This window comes from Sphingomonas sanguinis NBRC 13937, assembly GCF_001591005.1.
Taxonomy (GTDB): domain Bacteria; phylum Pseudomonadota; class Alphaproteobacteria; order Sphingomonadales; family Sphingomonadaceae; genus Sphingomonas; species Sphingomonas sanguinis.
Genome location: NZ_BCTY01000037.1, coordinates 1 through 23,211 on the forward strand (window position 1 = coordinate 1; position 23,211 = coordinate 23,211).

The window sequence follows — 23,211 nt, forward strand, 5'->3', positions numbered from 1 at the left end:
GGGGGGGGCCTTCCACACAAGTCGCCCCTCGCCGTACGCCCCCTCCACCATGCTGCGCATGGTCCCCCTCCCCGTATCGGGGAGGATGATGTCCTACCGCCCCTTTTGCCGCGCCTCCTGCGCCGTGAACCCCTCGACCATCGCGCGGAAGGTCGCTTCGGCCACATCCGGGTTCAGCCCCTGCTTCGCGGCCTTTTCCCGGATGCGCGTCAGGATCTGCCGAATCCGCGCATCGTCCCGGACCGTCGCGGCAGAGGTCTTGAAGCGCCCGGCCTGGGCGACATAGCGCGACCGCTCGGCCATCAGGCGAAGGATCTGGTCGTCGATCCGGTCGATGTTGGTGCGCACTTCGCCCAAAGTCTGGCAGCAGGGCGTGCCAGGCACCTCTGCCGAGGCAGGCGCGGACAGCAGGATGGTGAGAAGCGCGGAGCAAGCGGGCAACAGGCGCATCCGGAGTCTCCGACACGGGACCGACATCCGGCCCGGTACGGCCGCATTTCTTCCGCCACCAGTGACATCGCCGTCATGTTGAGGTAATCCGATTCCTCCCTTGCAAGGGGAGGTGGCGCGCATAGCGCGTCGGAGGGGTGTCCCGCTCTCGACAGGGCGACACCCCTCCGTCAGGCCTTCGGCCTGCCACCTCCCCTTCCAGGGGAGGAAAGAGTTGGACGATCCGCCTTACCCCGCCCGATCGCGCTCGGCCTGTTGCATCATCGCCGCCATCGCTTGGTCCCCCGGCGCATCCGATGCCGCCAGTCCGGCGATCACGCCGCGCCGGTTGGGCTCGGGGTGGTGCTGGGCGATCTTCCATACCCCCTCCAGTCGGGCGACGCGCATGGTCAGACCGACGATGCCACGCAGCAAACCGGCCATAAACCCCTCGGGCGCATCGTCCATCGACCAGGGTTCGGCCTGTCCGGCTTCCTTCGCTTCGGTCAGCCGGGCGAGGTGCGCCGCCAGCCATTCGGGATCGTGCGTGACGGACAGGTGCCCATGCGCCTGGACCACGACGTAATTCCAGGTCGGCACGACCTTCCCATGCTCGCGCTTGGTCGGATACCAGCCGGGATGGACATAGGCATGCGGCCCCTGAAAGATCGCCAGCGCCGCGCAACCGCGCTCGGCCAGCCGCCAGAGCGGATTGGCGCGCGCGACATGGCCCTCCAGCACCCAGCCATCGCCATCCTGGATCGCGATCATCGGCAGCGACACCGCTTCGGGCACGCCGTCTCGCACCACGACGAGCGAGGCGAGGCCGATCGCCGCCACCGCGTCCAGCAGCACGTCTTCGCGGGTTTCGATAAAGACGCGCGGCGGATAGCTCATGCGAGCGCCAGTGTCGGCTCGCCACGTTCGTGCGCGAGCAGCCACTGCTTCACCGCCAGCCCGCCCGCAAAGCCGGTCAGCGTGCCGTTCGCCCCGATCACCCGGTGACAGGGCGTGACGATCGACAGCGGGTTGCGCCCGTTCGCCGCCCCCACCGCGCGCGATGCGCCCGGCCGCCCGATCGCGGTGGCGAGCGCGGCGTAGCTGCGCGTCTCGCCGTAAGGAATGGCGCCCAGGCCGGTCCACACCGATTTCTGGAAATCGGTGCCGACGGGATCGAGCGGCAGGTCGAACACGCGTCGCTCTCCCGCGAAATACTCGGTCAACTGGCGCACCGCCTCCGTCAGGATCGCGTGCGCCGGATCATCGTGGCGGTCGGGCAGCTTCACCCGCCCTTCCCGCTCCTCGGCCCACAGGACGGCACGCAGGCCTTCGGCACTCGCCACGAGGGTCAGTTCGCCCACCGGCGAGGCCATGGTGCATTCGCTCAACATGGCCGCAACCCTAGCGCAGGGACGTAGCCAATGCGTCCCGCTTCTTGCGGTCAAACCCGAAAGGGTGCGGCGATCTCGGGCGTGACGCGCAGCAAGCGGCCGGTGGCGCGGTCGATCAGCGCCCAGGTCGTCACCGCCTCCACCTTCACTTGACCTTCCGCATCCAGAAAGCGGACATGCCGGTCGAAGCGCGCGCCCTTGGGCGGGTTGGGGACCCAGGTTTCGGCGGTCACCGTCTCGCCCGCCACGACATTGCCGCGATAGTCGATCTCGTGCCGCGTCACGACCCAGATATGGGCGGCGGCATGTTCGGGGGGCACGACGGATTCCCAATGCGCGCCCGCAATCGCCTGAATCCACTGGACCCAGACGGCATTGTTCACATGGCCGAGCTCATCGATATGCTCCGGCCCGGCGGTGAAGGTCATGGTGAAGCGGCTCATGCCTGTTCGTCCGTTTCCCTGTATCGCAACCACAGCGCGCGGACGCCCCAGCCGATCGTGGCGGCGACCATCACCAGCCCGGCCGCCATCAGGATGTGCGGCAGCGTCGGGCGATAGCGCGCCGCGAGTTCCTGAAACGCCTCGCCGAACAGATAACCGATACCGGTGAAGATCGCTGCCCAGCATAAGGCGGATACGGCATTGACCGCGACGAACAGCCGGGTCGACACATGGCTGGTGCCCAGCGCCACCGGGCTGATCGTGCGCAAACCGTAGAGAAAGCGGAAGGCGAAGATGAAGCCGACCGGGTAACGCTCCATCAGCTTCGTGACGCGCGTATAGACCCGCCGCCTGCGCAACTTGCCCACCCAGCGCCCGTCGCGTGCCCGCCGGCCGATGGTGAAGAAGACCTGATCCGCCAGGAACGACCCGATCGCCGCGGCCAGGAAGGCGGCAGGCCAGCCGATCAGCCCCTGATGCGACAGGATGCCGCCCGTCACGACCGCCGTCTCACCCTCCAGCCCGGCGCCGAGCGCAATGGCCGCGACACCATAGCGCGCGACGATCGCCTCTATGCTCAGGATTCGACTCCCATCTGCCACAGGATGAAGGCGTGCTCCTCCGCGCCCTCGCGCAAGCTCTCAAACCGGCCCGACTTGCCGCCATGCCCGGCGCCCATATTGGTCTTGAGCAGCAGCAGATGGTCGTCGGTCTTGGTCGCGCGCAGGCGGGCGGCCCATTTGGCGGGCTCCCAATAGGTGACGCGCGGATCGTTCAGCCCGCCCGAGATGAACATCGGCGGATAGGCCTGCGGCTTCACATTGTCATAGGGGCTGTAGCTGCGGATCAGTTCGAACGCCGCCTTGTCCTCGATCGGGTTGCCCCATTCGGGCCACTCGCCCGGCGTCAGCGGCAGCTCGGCGTCCAGCATCGTGTTGAGCACGTCGACGAACGGCACGTCCGCGATCACCGCGCCCCACAGCTCGGGGTCGGAATTGACCACCGCACCCATCAGCTCGCCACCGGCCGAACGGCCCGCAATGGCGATCTGCCCCGCTTTGGTCCAGCCGCCGTCGATCAACCCCTTCGCCACGTCGACGAAATCGTGGAAGGTGTTGGTCCGCTTCTCCAGCTTGCCGTCCAGATACCATTGCTGGCCCAGATCGTCGCCGCCGCGGATATGCGCGATGGCATAGGCAAAGCCGCGATCGAGCAGGCTCATGCGCCCCGTCGAGAAGCCCGGCGGGATGGCATAGCCGTAGGCGCCGTACGCATAGAGGAACAGCTTGCCCGATCCGTCGCGCGGGAAGTCCTTCGGGTAGACGATCGACACCGGCACCATCGTCCCGTCGCGGCCTGCGATCTTCAGCCGCTCGGTCCGGTACTTGTCGCCGTCATAGCCCGACGGGATGTCCTGCACCTTCAGCACGGTCAGGCCACCGGTCGCCACGTCATAATCATAGACGGTGTCCGGCGTGACCATGGACTCATAGCCGAGACGCAAGGTCGACACATCATATTCGGGATTGTCGCCCAGCCCGGCGGTGTAGCTCGCCTCGGGAAAGTCGATCCGCTGGGGTATGGTCGGGGTATCGTAGCGGTGGATGGCGATCCGGTCCAAACCGTCCTCGCGCCCCTCGACCACGAAGAAGTCCTTATAGCACTCCACCCCGGTCATGTAGAAATGCGGGTTGGGGCCGATCAACTCATGCCACTCGCCGGGATTGTCGATCGAGGCGGTGCACAGGCGGAACTGCGGGTCCACGTCGTTGGTGTGGATGAACAGCGTGCCGTCATGCTCGTCGACATCATATTCGCGGCCCTCCTTGCGGGGGGCGACCAGGATCGGTTCGGCGAAGACATTGTCGGCGGGCAGCAACCGCACCTCGCTGGTGACATGATCGCCGGTCGCGATCACGATCCAGTTGCGCGCGGAGGTCTCGGCGACGGCGACGCGATAGCCTTCGTCATCCTCGTGGAACAGTTCGACATCCTCGGCGACATCTGTGCCCAGCTTGTGGAAGCGCGCATTGTCGGTGCGCCACTGCGCATTCGCCACGCCGTAGAGGAAGCCGCTGTCATCGGCGACCCAGACGATCTCCGACAACATGCCGGGGATGACATCGGGCAGATGCTCGCCGGTGGTTAGGTCCTTGACCCGCACCTCGAACCGCTCCGAGCCATTGTCGTCGATCGCATAGGCGAGGTAGCGGCCATTGTTGCTGATCGAAAACGCGCCCAGCCGGAAATATTCCTTGCCCTCGGCCAGCGCCGGTTCGTCGAGCAGCAGCTCGTCGGAGCCGCCCGCCACAGGCTTGCGCCACCATTTGCGATACTGGCCGCCGGTCTCGAACCCGGTCCAGTAGATCCAGTCGCCGTCCTTTTGCGGAACCGAGGATTCGTCCTCCTTGATCCGGCCCTTCATCTCTTCGTACAGCCGGTCGATCAGCGGCTGGCGCGGGGCCATGACCGCCTCGAAATAGGCGTTTTCCGCCTCGACATAGGCGAGCACGTCCTTGTCGGTGACCTCGGGATAGGCGGGGTCCTTCAGCCAGGCATAGGGGTCTTCGATCATCGTCCCATGGACGGTGAAGCTGTGCGGGCGGGTTTCGGCGACGGGGGGCGTGAGCGCGGGGCTATCGGTCATCGCCCGGATGTAGCTAGGCTTGGCCCCCGCCGGAAGGGGTGGCGGTCATGCTATTTCCATCCATCCGCCAGCGTCCAGCTGTCCCGCCAGTGCAGTACCGGCGTCTCGCCCTCCCATTCCACCGGCAGCCAGACATAGCGTCCGTCGATCGCATTTTCCGGCCGCCAGCGATCCGCCATGAAGATGAAGCGCGGCTCCGCCCCCGGCCGCTCGGGCGGCAGCGGCAGGACGAAGGTGGATTGCGAATGGAAGGTCGTCTTCTGGTCGACCTCGCTCCCGCGCACCGGATTGCCCAGCGAGCGCCACGGCCCCGTCACCTTGTCCGCGACATAGACGCGGCCCGGATTGGGCCGCCAGCCGGTAAGCCCCGAGGCGAACATGTAATAGCGCCCCTTCGCCTTGAAGAGCGCGGGCGCCTCGTTCCCGCCATCGGGCAGCGCACGGACATAATAGCCGTCATGGCTGGTCCAGTCGGGCGCCAGCCGTGCGATCTGGAGCGTGGCATTCTCTTCGGAGGCATAGACATGCCAGGCGGTGTCGCCATCGACGAAGACCGTCATGTCGCGCGCCATCTGCCCGCCGGGCATGTCCTGGGCCAGCTTGGTGTCGGGTGCCTTGTCCGCTGCGGTCGCATTGGCGGGCCAGATGCTCGGGTTGACCCTCCCTGCGCGCAGGAAGCGGAACGGTCCCTGCGGCCGGTCGGCGACTGCGACGCCCGCCTGCGCCGCGCCGTACCCTTTGCCGCGCAGCTCCAGGTGGAACCACATCACGAACTTTCGAGTGCGCGGATTGTAGACGACCTTGGGCCGCTCCAGGATGCAGTCGCGCGCGATCGGACTATCGAGGTCGTCCGACACCGCCAGCGCCACCCCCTCGTCGCGCCAGTTCACCAGATCGGCCGAGCTATAGGCATGAACGCCGACCTGTGCGCGGTTGCCCGCGTCTCCGGCCGTCTTGTGCTCGCCATGCCACCACCAGCGCCCGCCATGGCGCAGCAGTCCGCCGCCATGCGCATTGATCATGACGCCGTTCGTGTCGTTCCACACCTCGCCCGGCCGAAAAGCGTCCGGCTTGGCAGCCCGAGCGCCACTCCCGACCAGCGCCGCCGCGCCTGCCCCGACCAAGATGCTCCGCCGATCGATCATCACGCCGCCCTCACCACTGCCTCGGCTCAAGATCGTATATCGTCTGACAAATACATCAAGTCCTGTGAGGCTCGACGCTTTGCAGACGGGAGACTAGACCGGGCGCATTCCATTCCAGTCAGGTTGTGCCATGTCCCATTCCGCCCGCCTTGCCGCCCTTCGCGCCGAACTGGCCGCCCAAGGCCTCGACGGTTTCGTCGTGCCGCTGACCGACGAGCATATGAGCGAATATGTCGGCGACTATGCGCAGCGCCTTGGCTGGCTGACCGGGTTCGGCGGATCGGCGGGGTCGGCGGTGGTGCTCCGCGACAAGGCTGCGATCTTCACCGACGGGCGCTATACCCTCCAGGTGCGCGAGCAGGTGTCGGGCGAGGACTATGCCTATATCCCGGTGCCGCAGGACAGCGTGGCCGCCTGGCTGGGCCGTGAGACGGCGGCGGGGCAGCGGATCGGGTACGACCCGTGGCTGCATACCCGCCAGCAGGTCGCCGACATGTCCGCCGCACTCACCGATCGCGACGCGGAGCTGGTCGCCGTCACCGCCAACCCGATCGACGCGGTCTGGACCGACCGCCCCGCCCCCTCCCCTGCCGTGCTCACCGTGCAGGACGATGCGGTGGCGGGCGAAAGCTCCGCCGCCAAGCGCGCGCGGATCGGCGAATGGCTGGCCGAACAGCGGGCCGATGCGGTGGTGCTGTCGGCCCTCGACTCGATCGCCTGGGCGCTGAATGTGCGCGGGACCGATGTCGCGCATACGCCGGTGGCTTTGTCCTATGCCATCGTCCATGCGGACGGCGAGACCGACCTGTTCGTGGCACCCGAGAAGATCACGCCCGCAGTCCGCGCGCATCTGGGCAATGCCGTCCGGCTGCACGAGCGTTCGGCGTTCGAGGGATATCTGGGCGGGTTTGCGGGCCAGCGTGTCGTCGCCGATCCCGAGCGGGCCGTGGCGGCGATCGCACAAGCCTTGGAGGCGGGCGGAGCCAAGGTGCTGGGCTTGCGCGATCCGGTGGTGCTGACCAAGGCGATCAAGAACCCCGCCGAAGTCGCCGGGCACCGCGCTGCCTCGATCCGCGACGGCGCGGCGATGGTGCGCTTCCTACGCTGGGTCGAGAGCGAGTGCCCCAAGGGCGGGCAGACCGAACTGTCCGCCGCCGCACGGTTGCTGGCCTGTCGCGAGGCGACCGGGCTGCTGAAGGATACCAGCTTTGCGACCATCTCGGCGACCGGCGCGCATGGTGCCAGTCCGCATTACCATGTCACCGAGGAATCGAACGCGGCGATCGAGCTGGGTCAGCTGTTCCTGATCGACTCGGGCGGGCAATATCAGGACGGCACCACCGACATCACCCGCGTCATGCCGATCGGCACGCCCACCGACGAAATGCGCGACCGCTTCACCCGCGTGTTGAAGGGGCATATCGGCCTCGCCACCGCCGTCTTCCCGGACGGAACGCTGGGCGGGCATCTCGACTCGCTGGCACGGCGGCCGCTCTGGGAGGTCGGGCTGGATTATGCGCATGGCACCGGCCACGGCGTCGGCGCGTACCTGTCGGTGCATGAAGGGCCGCAGCGTATCGCCGCGCCCAACTATCCCGGCGGTGCCGCGATGGAGCCGCTGCGCGCGGGCATGATGCTGTCCAATGAGCCGGGCTATTACAAGGCGGGCGAGTACGGCATCCGCATCGAGAATCTGGTGCTGGTCGAACCGCGCGAGATTGTTGGCGCGGACCGTGACATGCTGGGCTTCGAGACGCTGACCCTGTGCCCGATCGAGCGGTCGCTGATCGTAGCGGAGTTGCTGACGGCGGCGGAGCGGGACTGGCTCAACGCGTATCATGCGCGGGTGGCGGAGGTTCTGGCGCCGGAATTGGAGGGCGCGGATCGCGACTGGTTGCTGGAGAAGTGCGCGGCGATCTGATTTTTTCGCGCGAAGCCGCGAGGGCGCGAAGAGAAAGAAGGTTGGTTCGCGCAGAGGCGCAGAGGACGCGGAGGTGTCTCGCCTGCCGCGCCAGCGGCCCTTCTATCTCGGGCGCTGACGAATAGAGGGCGCTGCGCGCAGCCCTACCCTCTCTGCGTCCTCTGCGCCTCTGCGCGAACCCACCTTCTTCTCCGCGCCTCCGCGTCTCCGCGCGAACATCAATTCTTCGCGTCATCGCGGCTTCGCGTGAACAAGAAAACGCCGCGCGGGAGGGGCCTCCCACGCGGCGTTTTGCGCGCTTCCAGCGAAGAAGAAACTGGACCCCGGCCTTCGCCGGGGAACAGATCAGCGCCCCAGCAGTACCCGCGCTTGGCCTGCGATCTGGGCCAGCATCGCGGCGTTAGGTTGGGCGGCCAGGCGGGCGCGGTCGATCACCGCCTTGAACTGGCCGACGCGCGCGGCGTTGCGCTCCAGCCAGGCCTCGACCGCCGCTTCAGGATCGGTCGCGCCTGCACGGCCGAGGAAATCGAGCCGCTGCTGCTGGAAATCGCGCGCGAGGCCAGCGATCAGCAGGCGCTCCCACGGATCGCTCGGGCTGATCCGCGCCGCCTGGCCCTGCGCCCAGTCGAGGCCGAGTGCCTGACCCAGGCGGGTGAAGGCATGGGTCAGGCGCGTCTCGTCGAGCGACAGACGCTGGCCCAGATCGGCCAGACCCACCGCGCCGTCGAGTTCGGACACCCGCACCACCCGCGCCGCGAGATCGGCGGGCGCGCCCGCTTCTTCCAACGCGGCGACCACACGCGCGCTCTGCGCCTTGGCCTCGTCGCGCAGCAGCGCGGGCGTCTCCGCCGCCAGCCGCGCGATGCCCGGCTGCAACCGCTCCAGCGCCGCGCCGGGGGAGGTGCCCGCCGGCATGGAGCGCAGCAGGTCGGCAATCTGCGACCGCGTGGCGCGCGCCACCTCGTCGAACAGCGCGATACGCGCCGCTTCGGGCATCGCCGCCGTTTCGATCGCGGTCCACAAGGACGGCAGATCAAACAGCCGCTCGACCACGACGAACATCGCCGCGATGTCGGCCATCGCCGCGCCTTCTTCCTCCGCCAGCTCGAACGGGTGGAGGATACCCATCCGGTTGACGATCCGGTTGGCCAGCTTGGTCGCGACGATCTCGCCGCGCAGGCGATGCTGGTCGATCGCCTCGCCGAAGGCCTCCTGCATCGCAGGCGGGAAGGCCGCGTGCAGATCGGGGAGCAGTTCGTCGTCGAGCGCCAGCGCACTGTTCTCGATTGCGTCCTGCAGCGTCAGCTTGGCCGTCGCGAGCAGCACCGCCAGTTCGGGCCGGGTCAGCGGAATCCCGTCCTGCCCGCGCCGGAGCAGCACGTCGTTGCTGCCCAGCCCCTCGACCGCGCGGTCAAGCCGCCCGGCGCTCTCGAAGATTTCGATGACGCGGACATAGCTCGGCATCGCGCCCGCGCCGTCCGCTTCGGCGATCGACAGACCCAGCGTCTGGAGGCGGTTATCCTCCAGCACCAGATGCGCCACGTCGTCGGTCATCGAGGCGAGCAGCGTGTTGCGGTCGTCCTCCGCCAGACGGCCCTCGATCATCTCGCGGTTGAGCGCGATCTTGATGTTGACCTCGTTATCCGAACAGTCGACGCCCGCCGAATTGTCGATGAAGTCGGTGTTGATCCGCCCGCCCCGCTCGGCAAAGGCGATGCGCGCGGCCTGCGTCACGCCCAGATTGGCGCCCTCGCCGATGGCGGTGACGCGCAGATCCTCGGCATCGACGCGCAGGCGGTCGTTCGCCGGGTCGCCAACCTGGACGTTATTCTCCGCCGCCGCCTTGATGTAGGTGCCGATACCACCGAACCAGAGCAGATCGGCCGGGGCCTTCAGGATCGCCGAGATCAGCGCCGCCGGTTCCAGCGACGTCGCGGTGATGCCCAGCGCCTCGCGAATTTCGTCCGACAGCGGGATGGTCTTGGCCGAACGCGGGAAGACGCCGCCACCGGCCGAGATCAGGCTGGTATCGTAATCCGCCCAGCTCGACCGGGGGAGCGCGAACATGCGTGCGCGCTCGTCCCAGCTGGTCGCGGGATCGGGATTGGGGTCGAGGAAGATGTGGCGATGGTCGAACGCCGCGACCAGCTTGATCGCCTTGGACAGCAGCATCCCGTTGCCGAACACGTCACCCGACATGTCGCCGCAGCCGACGACGCGGATGGGCTGGCTCTGCACGTCCACGCCCCGCTCGGCGAAGTGGCGCTGGACCGATACCCAGGCGCCCTTGGCGGTGATGCCCATCGCCTTGTGGTCATAACCCTGGCTGCCCCCGGAGGCGAAGGCGTCGCCCAGCCAGAAGCCGCGCTCCAGTGCCAGCGCATTGGCCACGTCGGAGAAGGTCGCGGTGCCCTTGTCGGCGGCGACCACGAAATAGGGGTCCTCGCCGTCCAGCACGCGCACGCCGTCCGGATGCACCACCGCGCCTTCGACGATATTGTCGGTGATCGACAGCAGCGCGCGGATGAACACGCGGTAGCTTTCCTTGCCCTCGGCGGCCCAGCCGTCGCGGTCGGTGACCGGCGATGGCAGTTGCTTGGGGTAGAAACCACCCTTCGCCCCGGTCGGCACGATGACCGCGTTCTTCACCCGCTGCGCCTTCATCAGGCCCAGGATTTCGGTGCGGAAGTCGTCGCGGCGATCCGACCAGCGCAAGCCGCCACGCGCCACCGGCCCGGCGCGCAGATGGATGCCCTCGACACGGGGGGAATAGACCCACACTTCACGCCACGGCAGCGGCGCGGGGAGCCCCGGAATCTGATGGCTGTCCAGCTTGAACGCCAGCGCTTCCTTGCCCGCCTCGGCAAAGGCGTTGGTGCGCAGCGTGGCGGCGATCATGTCGCGAAAGCTGCGCAGGATACGGTCGTCGTCGATCGCCGACACCGCATCCAGCCCGGCCGTGATCGCCGCATCGGCGGCGGCGATATCACCCTTCGCCTTCGGATCATGCGCCGCCGTAAACCGCTCGATCAGCGCGGTGGCGAGCTTGGGCGCGCGGCGCAGTGCATCGACCACGGTGGTGAGGCCATAGGGCAGCCCGGCCTGGCGCAGATAGCGGAACCAGGCGCGGAACAGCACCACCGCCTGCGGGCTGAGGCCGACATCGACGATCAGGCGGTTGAACGCGTCATTCTCCGCCTTGCCCTCCAGCACGGCGGCGATCGCCCCCTCCAGCACCGCCGCGCCCTTGGGCTCAGTGGTCGCCTCGGTCTCGACGATGAAGTCGTGAACGAAGGGATCGGCATCGTCGCGCAGCCGGGTCGGCAGCTCGCCGATCACGCGGAAGCCGAAATTCTCCATCACCGGCACCGCGTCCGACAAGGGCAGCGCGCCGTTCAGCTTGTAGATCTTCAGCTGGCGATCCTGCCCCGGCTGGACCGGGAAGAGGCGGACCGAACGGCTCGATTCATTCTCCAGCGACGACAGGCGCAGAATGTCGGCGGCGGCTTCCGACGCATCGCTGACATTGCGGTAATTGGTCGGGAAGCCATTGGCCCAGCGCAGCGCCAGACGCGCCGCACGGGGCGCGGGCACCTGCTCGGCCAGCGCCGCCTCGACATCGGGCATCCAGCCGCGCACCATCTTGCGCAGCCGCTCGGACAGCGCCGCCGTATCGGGCAGGCGGCCGTCCTGGCGCAGGTCGATCGTATAGCGGATCAGCGCGACGACACCATCCTCCAGCGCGATCGACCAGTTGAGCAACGAGCCGTTCGCCGCCTCGCCCAGCATGTCGCCGATCGCCACGCGCCGCGCGGTGGTCAGCTCGTCGCGGGGCAGCCAGACGAACGCGAACAGATGCCGCTGCAACACCGAGCGGATCAGCACCAGCTCGGGGCGCGGCCGGTCGGCCAGCGACATGGCGGTCAGTGCCAGCTGCTCCAGCGCCTCGGGCGGGAAAGCGGTGACCAGATCATGCGGCAGCGCGGTCAGCGCATGGGTCAGCGCCTTGCCGGTATGGCCGCGCGGGTCGAAACCGAACTTGGCCTGCAGCGCGGCGAGGCGGGTGCGCAGCACCGGCACCTCATGCGGCGGGCTGGCCAGCGCGGCGCTGGTCCACAGCCCGGCATGGATCGACAGGCCGACGACGCGGCCCCCTTCCATCACCGGTACCAGCACCAGGTCCAGCGGCACCGAGCGATGCACGGTCGAGATCGCATTGGACTTGAGCAGCAGCGGCGCCGCGCCACCCTCGACGAAATAGTCGAGCGCGCGCTGGCGCGACGTGTCAGCGAGCAGCGGCACCTTGTGCGGCGTCCGCGCCACGCCCAGCGCGGGCGCGTCGCGGCCATCCTCATACCATTTCTCATGGCCCAGCAGCGTCAGCTTGCCGCCCAGGAACCACAGGAGGAGCGCCGCTCCCTCGCCATTCTTCTCGCCCAAAGTCGTCGCATCGGCGGCCAACGCATCCTGCAACCCCGACCAGTCGGCTACCGCGGCGCGGACATCGGCCAGCACGGCGCGCAGATCGTCGACCAGCCCGCGCCGGTCACGCGCATCGGCGCGTTCCATTTCCAGATAGATGAAGGATTCGGACTTTCCGCCCGTGCCGATCGCCTGAAGCTGTCCCTCGCCATCGCGAGTGACGGGCAGGACGGGGTGGATCACGCGGTCGATCGCAATGCCGTCCGCGCCGACCATCGCCGCGATCGAATCGACCAGGAAGGGCATGTCGTCATTGACGATGGCCAGGCGCATCCGGCGGTGCGTGTCGTCGCCCGACATCGGCTCCAGCGCGATCGACGGTTCTCCCGGCGAGCGCTGTTGCGCCACCCCGGCGACGAAGGCCGCTGCGGCCGCCACCTCCGCGGGGCCGAACCCCTGCAACTCCGCCGGAAGGGCGCCCTGGGTCAGCCGCGCGGCAATCGCGTCGGCCATCGGATGCGACATATTCGGTGCCATGGCGGTAAGTCCTAGGCCGGGCTTTCGCGCCGCTCAACCCTTTGCCGCCAGAGAAAAGATGTTGCGCCGCAGCGCAACTTTCAGTGCGAGGCGCGCAATACCCTGTCGGCCAGCTCGTCGTCGCCGACGACCGATCCGGTGACCGCCATGCCGCCATCGGTCGCCACATGCCCCGCCAGCACGACCGCCGTCCCGGGCTCCGCGCCCGTAGCGAAGGCGATATGGGCCAGAATGTCCGGCGCCTCGGCCCTCAGGCGCGGAGACGTGGGTCGCCCCTCGGCCCACAGACCCGCCGTGGCATCCGGTGATGCAGGCGCCCCCCGCCCGCCCAGCGAATCCAGCAGCGCCGAATCGAGTGTCGCCTGCAGCAGCGGGTCGGCCAGCTCCTTCCAACTGACGACGCCGTGCACGAAATCGATCATCAGCCCATCGGAGGAATAGGGCAGCAGGATGCCGCGATAGAGCGTGGTGCGACCGCGCGTATTGATGAACTCGGCCTCGAACCCGGCCGGTGCCTGATCGATCACGATCTGGCTGCAATGCCCGGTCATCCGGGCGAGCAGCGAGCGCTCGGGCAGGTCGACGATCCGCTCAGGCCGATGATCCAGATCGCACTCGTCGCGCAGCGCACTGCCGATATAGGCGATGACGGGGTCGGTCCGGCTCCCCCGGAAATCGAGCAGCACCGAATTGGCGGCGAAGTCGCCGATCGTCCCGGGATCGAGCGACCGGATGAGCGGAAACCGCGCGCCGTCCAGCAAGGATGCCCAGTGGTGATAAGCACGGGCATGCAGCCGCCGCTCGCGCCCTGCCAGGCTCGACAGGGCATCCTCCGGCCCATCGACCACCGCCGAATCGACGACGGAACCGCCCGGCAACGCGGCGGCAGACCCCGAAGGGCTGTTCATGACGGTCTTCCTAGCCATGCTCCCATCATGCGCCTGCCGTAGTTAACCCTCCGTAAAGAGCGAAGGCGCTTGCCAGCCCCCCACCAACCTGTTAAGCGCGCCCACCTCGACCGGACACCAGCCGGTTCGACCGACGATGGGCCGCTTTAGCTCAGCTGGTAGAGCATCGCATTCGTAATGCGGGGGTCACAGGTTCGAGTCCTGTAAGCGGCACCATCACGTCCCCGGAACAGACCTGGAAAACCGCAGAAATCTGCGGTAAAATGCCTCTCGGCGGTCCCGTGAAATCTCATTATGTTCCGCCGTGGCCCACTCAAAAGGGGCCACGAATCATGGGGCCACGAACGTTGCAGGAGGCGTGGCCCCATGCTTACGGTTGTGCAGATCCGGGCGCTGAAACCGGCAGAGCGTCCCTACAAAGTGGCCGATTCGGACGGCCTGTATCTACTGGTGCAGCCATCCGGCGCCCTGCTCTGGCGCTTTCGCTACCGGTGCTGCGGCATCGAGCGGAAACTTTCGCTGGGCAGTTTCCCCGATGTCACCTTGGTGCAGGCGCGCAGGAAGCGCGACGAGGCCAAGGCCGAACTGGCGGCGCAGACGACGTTCGCGCTCGTCGCCGGGGAATATATCGAGAAGATGGAGCGCGAGGGCCGTTCCCCTGCCACCATCAAGAAAGCGCGCTGGTTCCTCGAACTCCTCGATGGCATCGCCAAGCGTCCGATTGCGGCGATCACCCCGCATGAGCTTCTCGACGTGCTGAAGCGGGTCGAGCGTCGCGGGCATCATGAGACGGCGCTTCGGCTACGCTCCTTTGCCGGCCGTGTCTTTCGCTATGGTTTCGCGACCCTGCGCACCGAGCGCAATCCAGCCGACATCCTGCGCGGCGCCCTTACTGTTCCGCGCGTCAAGCATCATGCCGCGATCGTCGAGCCCAAAAAGGTCGGCGACCTGCTGCGCGCAATCGACGGGCACACGGGCCGGCCCGAGACCCTGCATGCACTCAGGATCGCGCCGCATGTCTTCCTGCGTCCGGGTGAGCTGCGGCAGGCGAAGTGGAGCGAGATCGACTTCGCCGAAAAGGTCTGGCGCGTGCCGGCCGAGCGCATGAAGATGAAGCAGCCACATGCCGTACCCTTGTCGCGGCAGGTGCTGTTCCTGTTGCAGGATCTGCGGTCGCTGGCGCGGGACAGCGAATTCCTCTTCCCGGCGCTTCATACCACCAAGCGCTGCATCTCGGACAATACGCTGAACGTCGCGCTGCGCCGCCTGGGGTTCGAGAACGACGAGATGACCAGCCACGGCTTCCGTGCCATGGCCAGCACGCTCCTCAACGAGTCAGGGCTGTGGCATCCCGATGCCATCGAGCGCGCGCTGGCCCATGGCGAGAAGGACAAGGTGCGCGCCGCCTATCATCGCGGCGCGCACTGGGCGGAACGGGTGCGCATGGCGCAATGGTGGTCGGATTATCTCGACCAACTTCGGATCGGCGGTGCCGTCATCAAGGGCAAGTTTCGGAAGCGAGCGTAGGACTTGCGACGCCTGCCAGATGATGGCGGCGTCATCCTCTAGGATCGTAGGAAGCGGGATTGCGCATCCATTCGTCGATGGCCGATGCACGCCAACCTATGCAGCGGGTGCTGAGCCGAGTGCTCCTTGGAAAGGTGCCGTCGGCCATCTTGCGATATAGGGTGGAACGGCAAAGTCCTGTCTGCGCCAGGACGGCGTTCAGACGGAGAAAGCGGTCAGGATTAGCGGACATGGGTACCACCTTTCGGTTTTTGCGGTTGGGAACCGCTAAGGTCCTGTTTCCCCGCTAAGTGGAGTAGAGCCTCTCTCGGTCCTCCGGGGTGCGCGCGAGGGACATTCGCTACCGTCTCTCGCGATGCTGCAGGAACGGCATCGGCGCCGCTGGCGTGGTGCCAAGCTGCTCCGTCTGGGTCCATTCTGTTTTGCAACCCGAGGCAAAGAGCGCGAGTGTCGCAATGCTTAGTGCATATCGACGGCGCCCCACCCAAATCCGCGCAAGGGCGTGAAGGCAAGGCTGGCAAACGTTGGAATCGCGCGCGTTACATGTCGTCGTCCAGCCATGCTGACGAGAACGGCTCCTCCCCGCCTCTGGCCGCTACCCTCGCGGACGCCCGATATAGCCCAGAGTCCTTAACGTTGATAATGCCCCACAGGGTATAAATTGCATCTACTCCCTGCAGGGTATAAATACATAATATACCCTTCAAGGTATATCGCTAGTTTATCCCTTATAGGGTATGCCGTCACTGAAAGGCGTCTCCCGTGGCCCACATTGCTCGCTCTCCCAAACAGCTCGGTGCGCTCATCCATAACGCGCGGACCAAGCGCAACCTCACCCAGCAGGCTCTGGCGGCCTTGGTTGGCACCGGGCAGAAGACGATCTCCCGCATCGAAAGCGGGCAGACGGGTACGAAGCTCGACACCCTGTTCGGTATCCTGGCAGCGCTCGACCTTGACATGCAGATCGCACCGCGCAGCAAGGGCAGCGCTGACCTGAGCGAAATCTTCTGACAATGGCGCGCCGCAAGACCCATGTTCCCCTGAACGTGCTGATTAATAATCGCCTCGTCGGCCGCCTCGAGAAGGAAACGAGTGGCGCCGTATCGTTCCGCTATGACCTGAGCTGGCTCGAGTGGGACCACGCCTTTGCAGCCTCGCTATCGCTGCCGCTTCGCGCAACCACCTATCGCGGCGCACCGGTACTCGCCGTTTTCGACAACCTGCTCCCCGACAGCGCCGATATCCGACGCCGCGTGGCGGAGCGCACAGGTGCCGAAGGTACCGATCCATACAGCCTCTTGGCCCGCATCGGTCGGGATTGCGTCGGCGCGATGCAGTTCCTGCCCGACGGTGAGGCCATCGATGCCATAGGCAAGGTACAGGGCGAAGCTTTGGGCGACGAGGATATCGAACAGCTCCTCGACAATCTCAAAGGTGCGCCGCTCGGGATCGACCCCGACCACGAGTTCCGGATTTCGATCGCCGGTGCGCAGGAGAAGACCGCGCTGCTGCGCCACGACGGCCGGTGGCTACGCCCGTTCGGTACGACCCCGACGACCCACATTCTCAAGCCTCAACTCGGCGAGATTCCGACCTCCACCGGCACGGTCGACATGACCGCAAGTGTCGACAACGAGCATTACTGCCTGGCGCTGCTAAGCGCCTTCGGCTTGCCAGTTGCGCGAACCGAGATCGTCACCTTCGGCAAGCGCCGGGTACTGGTCGTCGAGCGGTTCGATCGCCAATGGCTCGCCGATGGCCGACTGCTGCGCGTTCCGCAGGAAGACTGCTGCCAGGCACTCGGCGTGCCATCCTCCCAGAAATACCAAAGCGAAGGTGGTCCCGCCGCGGCGGACATCATAAGACTGCTCGGCGGTAGCGACGATCCGACCGAGGATCAGGCGACATTCCTGTCGAGCCAGATCATCTTCTGGCTCATCGGCGCGACCGACGGGCATGCGAAGAACTTCAGCCTCTTCCTGCGTCCAGGCGGCGGCTTCAAGCTGACGCCCTTCTACGATGTCCTGAGCGTTCAAGGCGCTGTCGATCGCGGACAGTTGGCACGGAAGAGTTTCCGGTTGGCAATGTCGGCGGGCACCAGCCGCCATTACCGGATCGAGGAAGTCCTAGGCCGGCACTTCGTCCAGACCGCGAGAGCCGCGGGTATCGGCCCGACCATTATCGACAAGGTCATCACCGACATTCGCAAAAAAGCCGTCACGGCCGCGGACGTTGCGCGAGAAGCAATGCCGGACGACTTCGCCGACGACGTCCATGCCAGCGTAAGCCGAGCGATCGCCGATCGTCTGGCCAGTCTCGACACGGCGTTTACGGAGCTAAGCTAGTCGCGTTGCCAAACATGTCCGGCATGCCCCTCTCCGCCACCCTCATTGTCGGTCAACCGCTTGAGGCTGCGATACTGGACCAGCGTGGCACGGCCGACCTTCGTCGTCTCGAGGTCGCCCGACTGGATGAGCTCGTAGATCCGCGAGCGGCTAAGGCCCGTGATCCGGACCGCCGTTGCCACGCGGACCGTCAGCGGCTCGATCTTCCTTTCCCATGCCCGCTCGATCATTTCTGCCCCCGTGCCCGCGCGTCGCGCTCGCGCGCAAACGCCCGATCACTTTCGAGGAAGGCCGACAACATCGCGGGGATCAATTCGGTGACCGGCTCCTCGATGCCGTAGGTCGAGGCATAGGCCGCAGCATAGGCCTGAAGCGACGACTGGAGGTCCGGCGTGATGGTGATGGCCAGCTTGACCGGCGTGCGGTCGGGCAGCTTGCCGAGCTTGAGATCGGCCATGTCAGCTTGTCCTTCTCGGATAAGGGGCGAGGATGAGATCGCGGGTCACCAGCAAGCGGACCGTCGCGCCGGGACGGATCGTGACCGTCGGATGGACGTCGAGGTTGCGCTGGGTGATCTGGTCGCCGGCCCGCGCGGCGTTCATCTGCGCGGACTGGCGGATCGCCTGCGCGAGGTCGCTTCCGCCGGAGACCGACAGCTCGGAACCGACGCCGAGCATGGTCGCGATCGCGACACCCTTGAGCAGCGTCCATGTGTGGAAATCGACCCGGTCGGCAAGCCCGGCATAGCCTTCCGGGTCGGTGGCAGGCATGTTGTCGAGCCGCACCGAGCTGCCGTCGGGCAGGATCAACCGTTGCCAGATCACCAGCGCGCGGCGCTGGCCGAACGCGACGACGCTGTCATACTTGCCGATCAGCCGGGCGCCCTGTGGTATGAGCAGGATGGTCCCCGTGACGGTATCGAACACGTTCTGGGTGACCTGCGCGGTAACCATGCCGGGCAGGTCGGAATTCAAGCCGGTTATGAGGCTTGCCGCGATCACGCTGCCCGCCAACAGGCTGTTGGGCGAAGCGGGTGCGACCAGGGCGCCAGGGTTAAGATCGCCGCCCGTGTCCTTGGCCGCGGCGAACTGCTCCTTGCGCGTCACCATCGCGGTCGCAGGGATGGCATCAGGGACTTCGGGGCCGACGGAGGAAGCAGGGGTGACCACGCTATGGCCGGTCGTGACCTGCGCCATCAGTCCGGATTCCCGCGCCGCCTTAATGTCGGCCATCCGCTGTTGCCGTGCTGCCGCGACCGTATCTACGGACGGAGGGGCAACGGTCGCTTCGGCCCGTTCCTGTGCGCGAAGGATCGGCCGGCCAAGATCGCCGGGAAGCGGTGGGCCGAGCCTGGGCGCATCGCCATAGCTCGCGGGCAGGCCCGCAAGTGCGTCGGCGGCGGGCTTCGCTATCGGCTGAGACAATTCGCTGTCCTGCGCGACATGCCGAAACACCTGCGGCTTCAACGCCATCCAGGCGATACCCATCAGACTGGCCGAGCCCACCGCGGCGATGCCGATGATCGCGCCGCGACGGAAGCGGATCGCGCGTACCGGACGGGAACGGATGGCCAATGTCTCCGGGTCGACCTTCGGCGGCTGGGCGGGCGCCTCGGGTGCGGGCGCGTCGAGCACGGCTTCGGCGGGCGAAGGTGCGGCTGACGAAGATTCGGCAATCTCGGTCATGCGCCCCTCCGCTGAGCGGATGGCCCGATCCTGTCGATGCGAACGACCTGCTGCTTCTTCAAGCCGAGCCGGAGTTCGGCCGCGTCGAAGATCCGGTCGACGACGTAGAAACGATCACGCAGCCGGTAATTGACCAGTTCCACCTTCCCATTTGGGCCGACGACGAACAATGGTGGCGCATCGCCATTGGCGAGCGATGCGGGAAACTCGACATAGGTCCTTGTCCCGTCGTCGAACACGCGCAGCGGCCGCCATGGGGGGCGGTCACCGCTGATCGCGTAGTTGAAATGCAGCTGCTCGATCGCCAGCCCCGTCGCAACCGGCGCTGCAGCCTGCGCGGCTTCCGCCTTGCGTCGCACGGCCAGCAGTTCGTCCTGCGGATAGGTCCAGCGCAGCGAGGACAGCGCCGTTGCCGTGGTGCTGGCGAGCCTGAGATGATAGGCGCGCCGGTCGGTCGTGATGACTAGGTTGGTCAGCAAGCCTGCCGAGACCGGCTTGACCAGCACATGCGTCTGCTTGTCGTCGCCCGAGCCGCTCGTCGTATCGCCGATCACCCAGCGGGCGGTATCGCCGCTCGCGACCGCCACGAGGGTCTCGCCGGGCTGGAGCGCAATGTCCGTTACCAACCCCGGCGCGGTATAGACTTGATAGATCGTGCCGTCGCTGAACGGATAGACCTGCGCGCCACTGACGAACCCGTTCGCTGCCGGCTCGACCGTGGCGTTCCGTGTCGCGGACCGCACCGTCTTGAGCGGTGCCGCGGTGCGATCCTGCGCCCACGCGGGGCCGGCCAGGACCATGGTGGCGATGGCCGGCAAGATGACGGATTTCATGGGTTCTTCTCCTGTGAGTTGGACAGGCTCACCGCGCCGGACCGGGCGCCGAGTGAAGGATCGAGCGGTGATCCGAATGGAAGGTTCGCCGGCGACCGGGTGGCGGGGCGTGGGGATGGCGACGATGGCGCGGTGTCCAGTTCGCGGCTCCAGTCGATCGCGTCGACATAGATGCCGAGCGGGTTCTTGCGCAGCACATCGGCCGATGTCGGCGCGCGCATGACGATGCTGAGGATCGCCGTCCAGCGCTGGACGCCGGCCTGGCTGCCGCGCTCGAACGTGGTCTCGGTCCATTTGACCTGGAACGACGTGTCGGACGCGCGAACGACGCTGGTGACCTGCACCGACACCGTCCGGTCGCCGACCTGGGCAAAGGGCGCTGCCGACCGGGCATATTCCCCCAGGAACTGGGCCCCGCGCTGGGTTGCGAAGTCATAGGCCTCGAGCCAGTCGCGGCGCAGCAGCACCGGGTCGAGCGACACCGAGCGGATGTTGGTGATGAATCGCGACAGGTGCCACGCCACCTGCGGGTCGGTCGGCCGGTATGCGACGTCGGCCGGCTGGACGGAGCGCGCCTCGCCGAGCTTGTCGACCTCGACGACATAGGGCGTGACGCGGCTCTGCATCGATTGCCAGGCAAGGGCTGCCGACGTGCCTGCGGTCAGGAACAGGCAGCCGAACGCCATCAGCCGCTAGTTGCGCGCCTGCACGCGCGCCGAGCCGATCCGCTCGTCCCACAGCTGCCCGGCACGCTGGTAGGGTGTCTCGGGCGGCGGCGTTCGCCCGTAGCGCTGCACGCTTCGCTTGAAGACCATGGTTCAGTCGTTCCTTTCCTTGATGTCGGGAATGGCGGAGCCGCCGCCACGATCGCCTTGGCTGAGCGCGTGGATCGCGACTTGGCGGCGATGGCGGCTCGTCTGCTGGTCGCGCATCGCCCGCGCCCAGGCGGGCATGCCGCCCTCGGCGTCGTTCGTGCCCGGCGACGCGTCGGAGGTTCGATTGAGCGCCGACCAGGCGGCGTTGCCACCTCGCTCCGCGGCAGCGCCGAGCCCGAGGGTGCTTTCGATCTTCTGGGCCGCCGCGCCCTTGGCTGCCGCGGCCATGCCGCCGACTGCAGAGCCGCCCGTCTCACGACCGAGCTGCGCGGCGGTCGAGGCCGCCGATCCCATTGCGGTGCCGGCACGCACCGCCCCCAGCGCAGCGCCGGCCAGGGCGCGCGCGCCGCCTGCCGCCGCGCCGCCCGCCAGCATCGCGATGCCGCCGGCGCCGACCGCACTCCCCAGCGCCGCGCCGGCGCCGAGTTGCGGCGCGCCTGAGACAAGTCCCGAGGCGGTCGAAGGCCCGAAGATGCCGAGGCCGAACAGCGACAGGCTGGCAAGGACGAGGCTCATCGCCTGGCCGATGTCGGGCTCCTGGCCCCGCAGCGCTTGCGTGAAGTCGGCGAAGAAGTTGGAGCCGATCCCGACGATGACCGCGAGCACCATCACCTTCACGCCGGACGAGACGACATTGCCCAGCACGCGCTCGGCGAGGAAGCTGGTGCGGTTCCACAGCGCGAACGGCACGAGGATGAAGCCCGCCAGGCTCGTCAGCTTGAACTCGAGGATGCAGACGAACATCTGCACCGCGAGGATGAAGAAGGCGACGATCACCAGCGCCCAGGCGAACAGCAGGATCATGATCGTCAGGAAATTGTCGAAGAAGGTCGTGAACCCGACCATCTCGCTCGCTTGATCGAGCAGCGGCCACGCCGCCGAGAAGCCGGTACCGGCGAGCCGCCCGGGTTTCAGCAGGTCGTCCGCGGACAGCGTGCCACCGCCGGCGGTCAGCCCGGCCTGCGCGAACGAGCGGAAGATGATGTCGGCGAGGCGAGAGAAGCTGTTGAGGATGAACGCGAAGGCGCCGACATAGAGGATCTTCCTGAGGAAGCGTCCGATGACATTGTCCTCGCCGCCCATCGCCCAGAACAGGCCGGCAAGCGTGATGTCGATGCCGATCAGCGTCGCGGTCAGGAAGCCGACGTCAGGACCGAGCAGCCCGAAGCCGCTGTCGATGTAGGTGATGAACGCCTGGAGGAAGCGGTCGATGACGTTCAAGTCGTTCAAGGCGGTTCTCCATCATATGGCGCAGCGTCTCAGCGAAGCTGCGCTGCGGATCGGACAGGACCGTCGCGACGCGGGCGAGCGTCTTCTCTCCCTCGGCATAGAGGACGTGCAAGATCGCGCCGACCAGCAGCGCATGGCTGGTCTTTTCCCAATGGTTGCGCCGCTCCAGCGCACCTTCCGGGTCGACGAGGATATCGGCGATATTCTGGACATCGCGGACCTCGTTCACGCCGCGCCGCACCTCGAGCAGCGGATTGTAGCGCGCCGAGCGGGCATCGGTCGGATTGAACAGCAGGCAGTGCGAGAAGCGTGCGCGCCAGCCGGCGGTCAGTTGCCAGTTCTCGCCCTTGATGTCGTGGACGATCGTCGAGCCGGTCCAGCTGAGCAGCGTCGGCACGACCAGGCCCACCCCCTTGCCAGAACGGGTCGGTGCGAACGCCATGACATGCTCGGGGCCGTCGTGGCGAAGATCGTCACCGTCGAACCGGCCGAGGACGACGCCGCGATCACCGAGCAGTCGGGCCGCCGCGACGTCCTTGCGGGTCGCCCAGCGAGCCGAGCCATAGGTGGTGAGGTTGCTGGACTGCCGCGCCCGCCAGATCGATCCAAAGACCGCGGCGCCGCACCCCAGGAAGCCGCCGGCCGCAGCGATCGCGCCTGCCTCGTCGAAGATGACCGGCGCATAGGCGTCGAACGAGAACCACCATGGAAAGATCGACCACGGATGGTAGATCGGACGATCGAATGCGATGAACCAGGGCGGGCCGAGCTGCGGCTGGTAGGCGAGCCGAGCAGCGGCCCATTGCAATCCATCCCCGCGCAGTCGACGGGCTGAGCGTCGAGATCAGCTATTTCGAGACGCTCTATCGGGAT

General features: G+C 67.0%; 19 protein-coding genes, 1 tRNA gene and 2 pseudogenes. 5 read left to right on the top strand and 17 right to left on the bottom strand.

What is annotated here, in order from left to right; all coding sequences use genetic code 11:
• Nucleotides 1-93 precede the first annotated feature (93 nt).
• From SSA01S_RS13735 to SSA01S_RS13765, 7 genes are all read right to left on the bottom strand, one after another.
• The gene (locus SSA01S_RS13735) at nt 94-450 is read right to left on the bottom strand and encodes a chorismate mutase (protein WP_082795094.1); all 357 of its coding nucleotides are present in this window, start codon (nt 448-450) and stop codon (nt 94-96) included.
• A gap of 228 nt (nt 451-678) precedes the next feature.
• A complete protein-coding gene (locus SSA01S_RS13740; protein WP_061780802.1) occupies nt 679-1,326 on the bottom strand; it encodes an FMN-binding negative transcriptional regulator in 648 nt (215 codons plus the stop codon).
• A complete protein-coding gene (locus SSA01S_RS13745; RefSeq protein ID WP_061780803.1) occupies nt 1,323-1,820 on the bottom strand; it encodes a methylated-DNA--[protein]-cysteine S-methyltransferase in 498 nt (165 codons plus the stop codon). The genes SSA01S_RS13740 and SSA01S_RS13745 overlap by 4 nt, the downstream gene beginning before the upstream one ends.
• Before the next feature lie 50 nt (nt 1,821-1,870).
• A complete protein-coding gene (locus SSA01S_RS13750; protein ID WP_061780804.1) occupies nt 1,871-2,263 on the bottom strand; it encodes an acyl-CoA thioesterase in 393 nt (130 codons plus the stop codon).
• A complete protein-coding gene (locus SSA01S_RS13755) occupies nt 2,260-2,865 on the bottom strand; it encodes a DedA family protein (RefSeq protein WP_170171491.1) in 606 nt (201 codons plus the stop codon). Before SSA01S_RS13755 ends, SSA01S_RS13750 begins: the two co-directional genes overlap by 4 nt.
• Entirely contained in the window at nt 2,841-4,910 is a 2,070-nt protein-coding gene (locus tag SSA01S_RS13760; protein WP_061780805.1) for a S9 family peptidase, read from the bottom strand. Before SSA01S_RS13760 ends, SSA01S_RS13755 begins: the two co-directional genes overlap by 25 nt.
• 50 nt (nt 4,911-4,960) lie before the next feature.
• On the bottom strand, nt 4,961-6,085 hold the full coding sequence (locus SSA01S_RS13765; protein ID WP_217996061.1) for a glycoside hydrolase family 43 protein: 1,125 nt from the start codon (nt 6,083-6,085) through the stop codon (nt 4,961-4,963).
• A 100-nt stretch (nt 6,086-6,185) separates the two neighbouring features.
• Between SSA01S_RS13765 and SSA01S_RS13770 the strand changes: the two genes are divergently transcribed.
• On the top strand, nt 6,186-7,976 hold the full coding sequence (locus tag SSA01S_RS13770; RefSeq protein ID WP_061780807.1) for an aminopeptidase P family protein: 1,791 nt from the start codon (nt 6,186-6,188) through the stop codon (nt 7,974-7,976).
• A gap of 345 nt (nt 7,977-8,321) precedes the next feature.
• Here SSA01S_RS13770 and SSA01S_RS13775 read toward each other — a convergent pair whose 3' ends face one another.
• Nucleotides 8,322-12,935 carry an NAD-glutamate dehydrogenase gene (locus SSA01S_RS13775; RefSeq protein ID WP_061780808.1) on the bottom strand — a complete coding sequence of 1,538 codons (4,614 nt, stop codon included), beginning with the start codon at nt 12,933-12,935 and terminating at the stop codon, nt 8,322-8,324.
• An 80-nt stretch (nt 12,936-13,015) separates the two neighbouring features.
• Nucleotides 13,016-13,843, bottom strand: a complete 828-nt coding sequence (locus SSA01S_RS13780; protein ID WP_061780809.1) for a PAS domain-containing protein — start codon at nt 13,841-13,843, stop codon at nt 13,016-13,018.
• Nucleotides 13,844-13,983: 140 nt separating this feature from the next.
• On the opposite strand from SSA01S_RS13780, the gene SSA01S_RS13785 reads away from it, so the two are divergent.
• Together SSA01S_RS13785 and SSA01S_RS13790 are read left to right on the top strand one after the other, a co-directional pair.
• Nucleotides 13,984-14,059: transfer RNA gene (locus SSA01S_RS13785), tRNA-Thr, on the top strand.
• 150 nt (nt 14,060-14,209) lie between these two features.
• Entirely contained in the window at nt 14,210-15,370 is a 1,161-nt protein-coding gene (locus tag SSA01S_RS13790) for a tyrosine-type recombinase/integrase (protein WP_061780810.1), read from the top strand.
• A gap of 31 nt (nt 15,371-15,401) precedes the next feature.
• Here the strand turns inward: SSA01S_RS13790 and SSA01S_RS19195 are convergent, their stop codons facing one another.
• Entirely contained in the window at nt 15,402-15,602 is a 201-nt protein-coding gene (locus SSA01S_RS19195) for a helix-turn-helix transcriptional regulator (protein WP_082678390.1), read from the bottom strand.
• Nucleotides 15,603-16,132: 530 nt separating this feature from the next.
• Between SSA01S_RS19195 and SSA01S_RS13795 the strand changes: the two genes are divergently transcribed.
• Complete coding sequence (locus SSA01S_RS13795; protein WP_042485091.1) at nt 16,133-16,381, top strand: helix-turn-helix domain-containing protein; 249 nt, start codon at nt 16,133-16,135, stop codon at nt 16,379-16,381.
• Nucleotides 16,382-16,383: 2 nt separating this feature from the next.
• A complete protein-coding gene (locus tag SSA01S_RS13800) occupies nt 16,384-17,715 on the top strand; it encodes a type II toxin-antitoxin system HipA family toxin (protein WP_061780811.1) in 1,332 nt (443 codons plus the stop codon).
• Here the strand turns inward: SSA01S_RS13800 and SSA01S_RS13805 are convergent.
• From SSA01S_RS13805 to SSA01S_RS13835, 7 genes and pseudogenes are all read right to left on the bottom strand, one after another.
• Nucleotides 17,712-17,945 carry a hypothetical protein gene (locus SSA01S_RS13805; RefSeq protein WP_058717136.1) on the bottom strand — a complete coding sequence of 78 codons (234 nt, stop codon included), beginning with the start codon at nt 17,943-17,945 and terminating at the stop codon, nt 17,712-17,714. The genes SSA01S_RS13800 and SSA01S_RS13805 overlap by 4 nt on opposite strands.
• Nucleotides 17,942-18,172 (bottom strand): DUF2274 domain-containing protein, encoded by a 231-nt coding sequence (locus tag SSA01S_RS13810; RefSeq protein ID WP_058732929.1) that lies wholly within the window; start codon nt 18,170-18,172, stop codon nt 17,942-17,944. The genes SSA01S_RS13805 and SSA01S_RS13810 overlap by 4 nt, the downstream gene beginning before the upstream one ends.
• A gap of 1 nt (nt 18,173) precedes the next feature.
• Nucleotides 18,174-19,349, bottom strand: coding sequence for a TraB/TrbI/VirB10 family type IV secretion system protein (locus SSA01S_RS13815; protein WP_058732949.1), 1,176 nt, complete (start codon nt 19,347-19,349; stop codon nt 18,174-18,176).
• Between the two features lie 47 nt (nt 19,350-19,396).
• Entirely contained in the window at nt 19,397-20,233 is an 837-nt protein-coding gene (trbG, locus tag SSA01S_RS13820; protein ID WP_058732928.1) for a P-type conjugative transfer protein TrbG, read from the bottom strand.
• Nucleotides 20,230-21,048, bottom strand: a pseudogene (gene trbF / locus SSA01S_RS13825) (conjugal transfer protein TrbF). Before trbF ends, trbG begins: the two are co-directional and overlap by 4 nt.
• A 3-nt stretch (nt 21,049-21,051) precedes the next feature.
• Nucleotides 21,052-22,338 (bottom strand): P-type conjugative transfer protein TrbL, encoded by a 1,287-nt coding sequence (gene trbL / locus SSA01S_RS13830; protein WP_061780813.1) that lies wholly within the window; start codon nt 22,336-22,338, stop codon nt 21,052-21,054.
• A 10-nt stretch (nt 22,339-22,348) separates the two neighbouring features.
• Nucleotides 22,349-23,161, bottom strand: a pseudogene (locus tag SSA01S_RS13835) (type IV secretory system conjugative DNA transfer family protein); the annotation flags it as partial.
• Between the last annotated feature and the right edge of the window lie 50 nt (nt 23,162-23,211).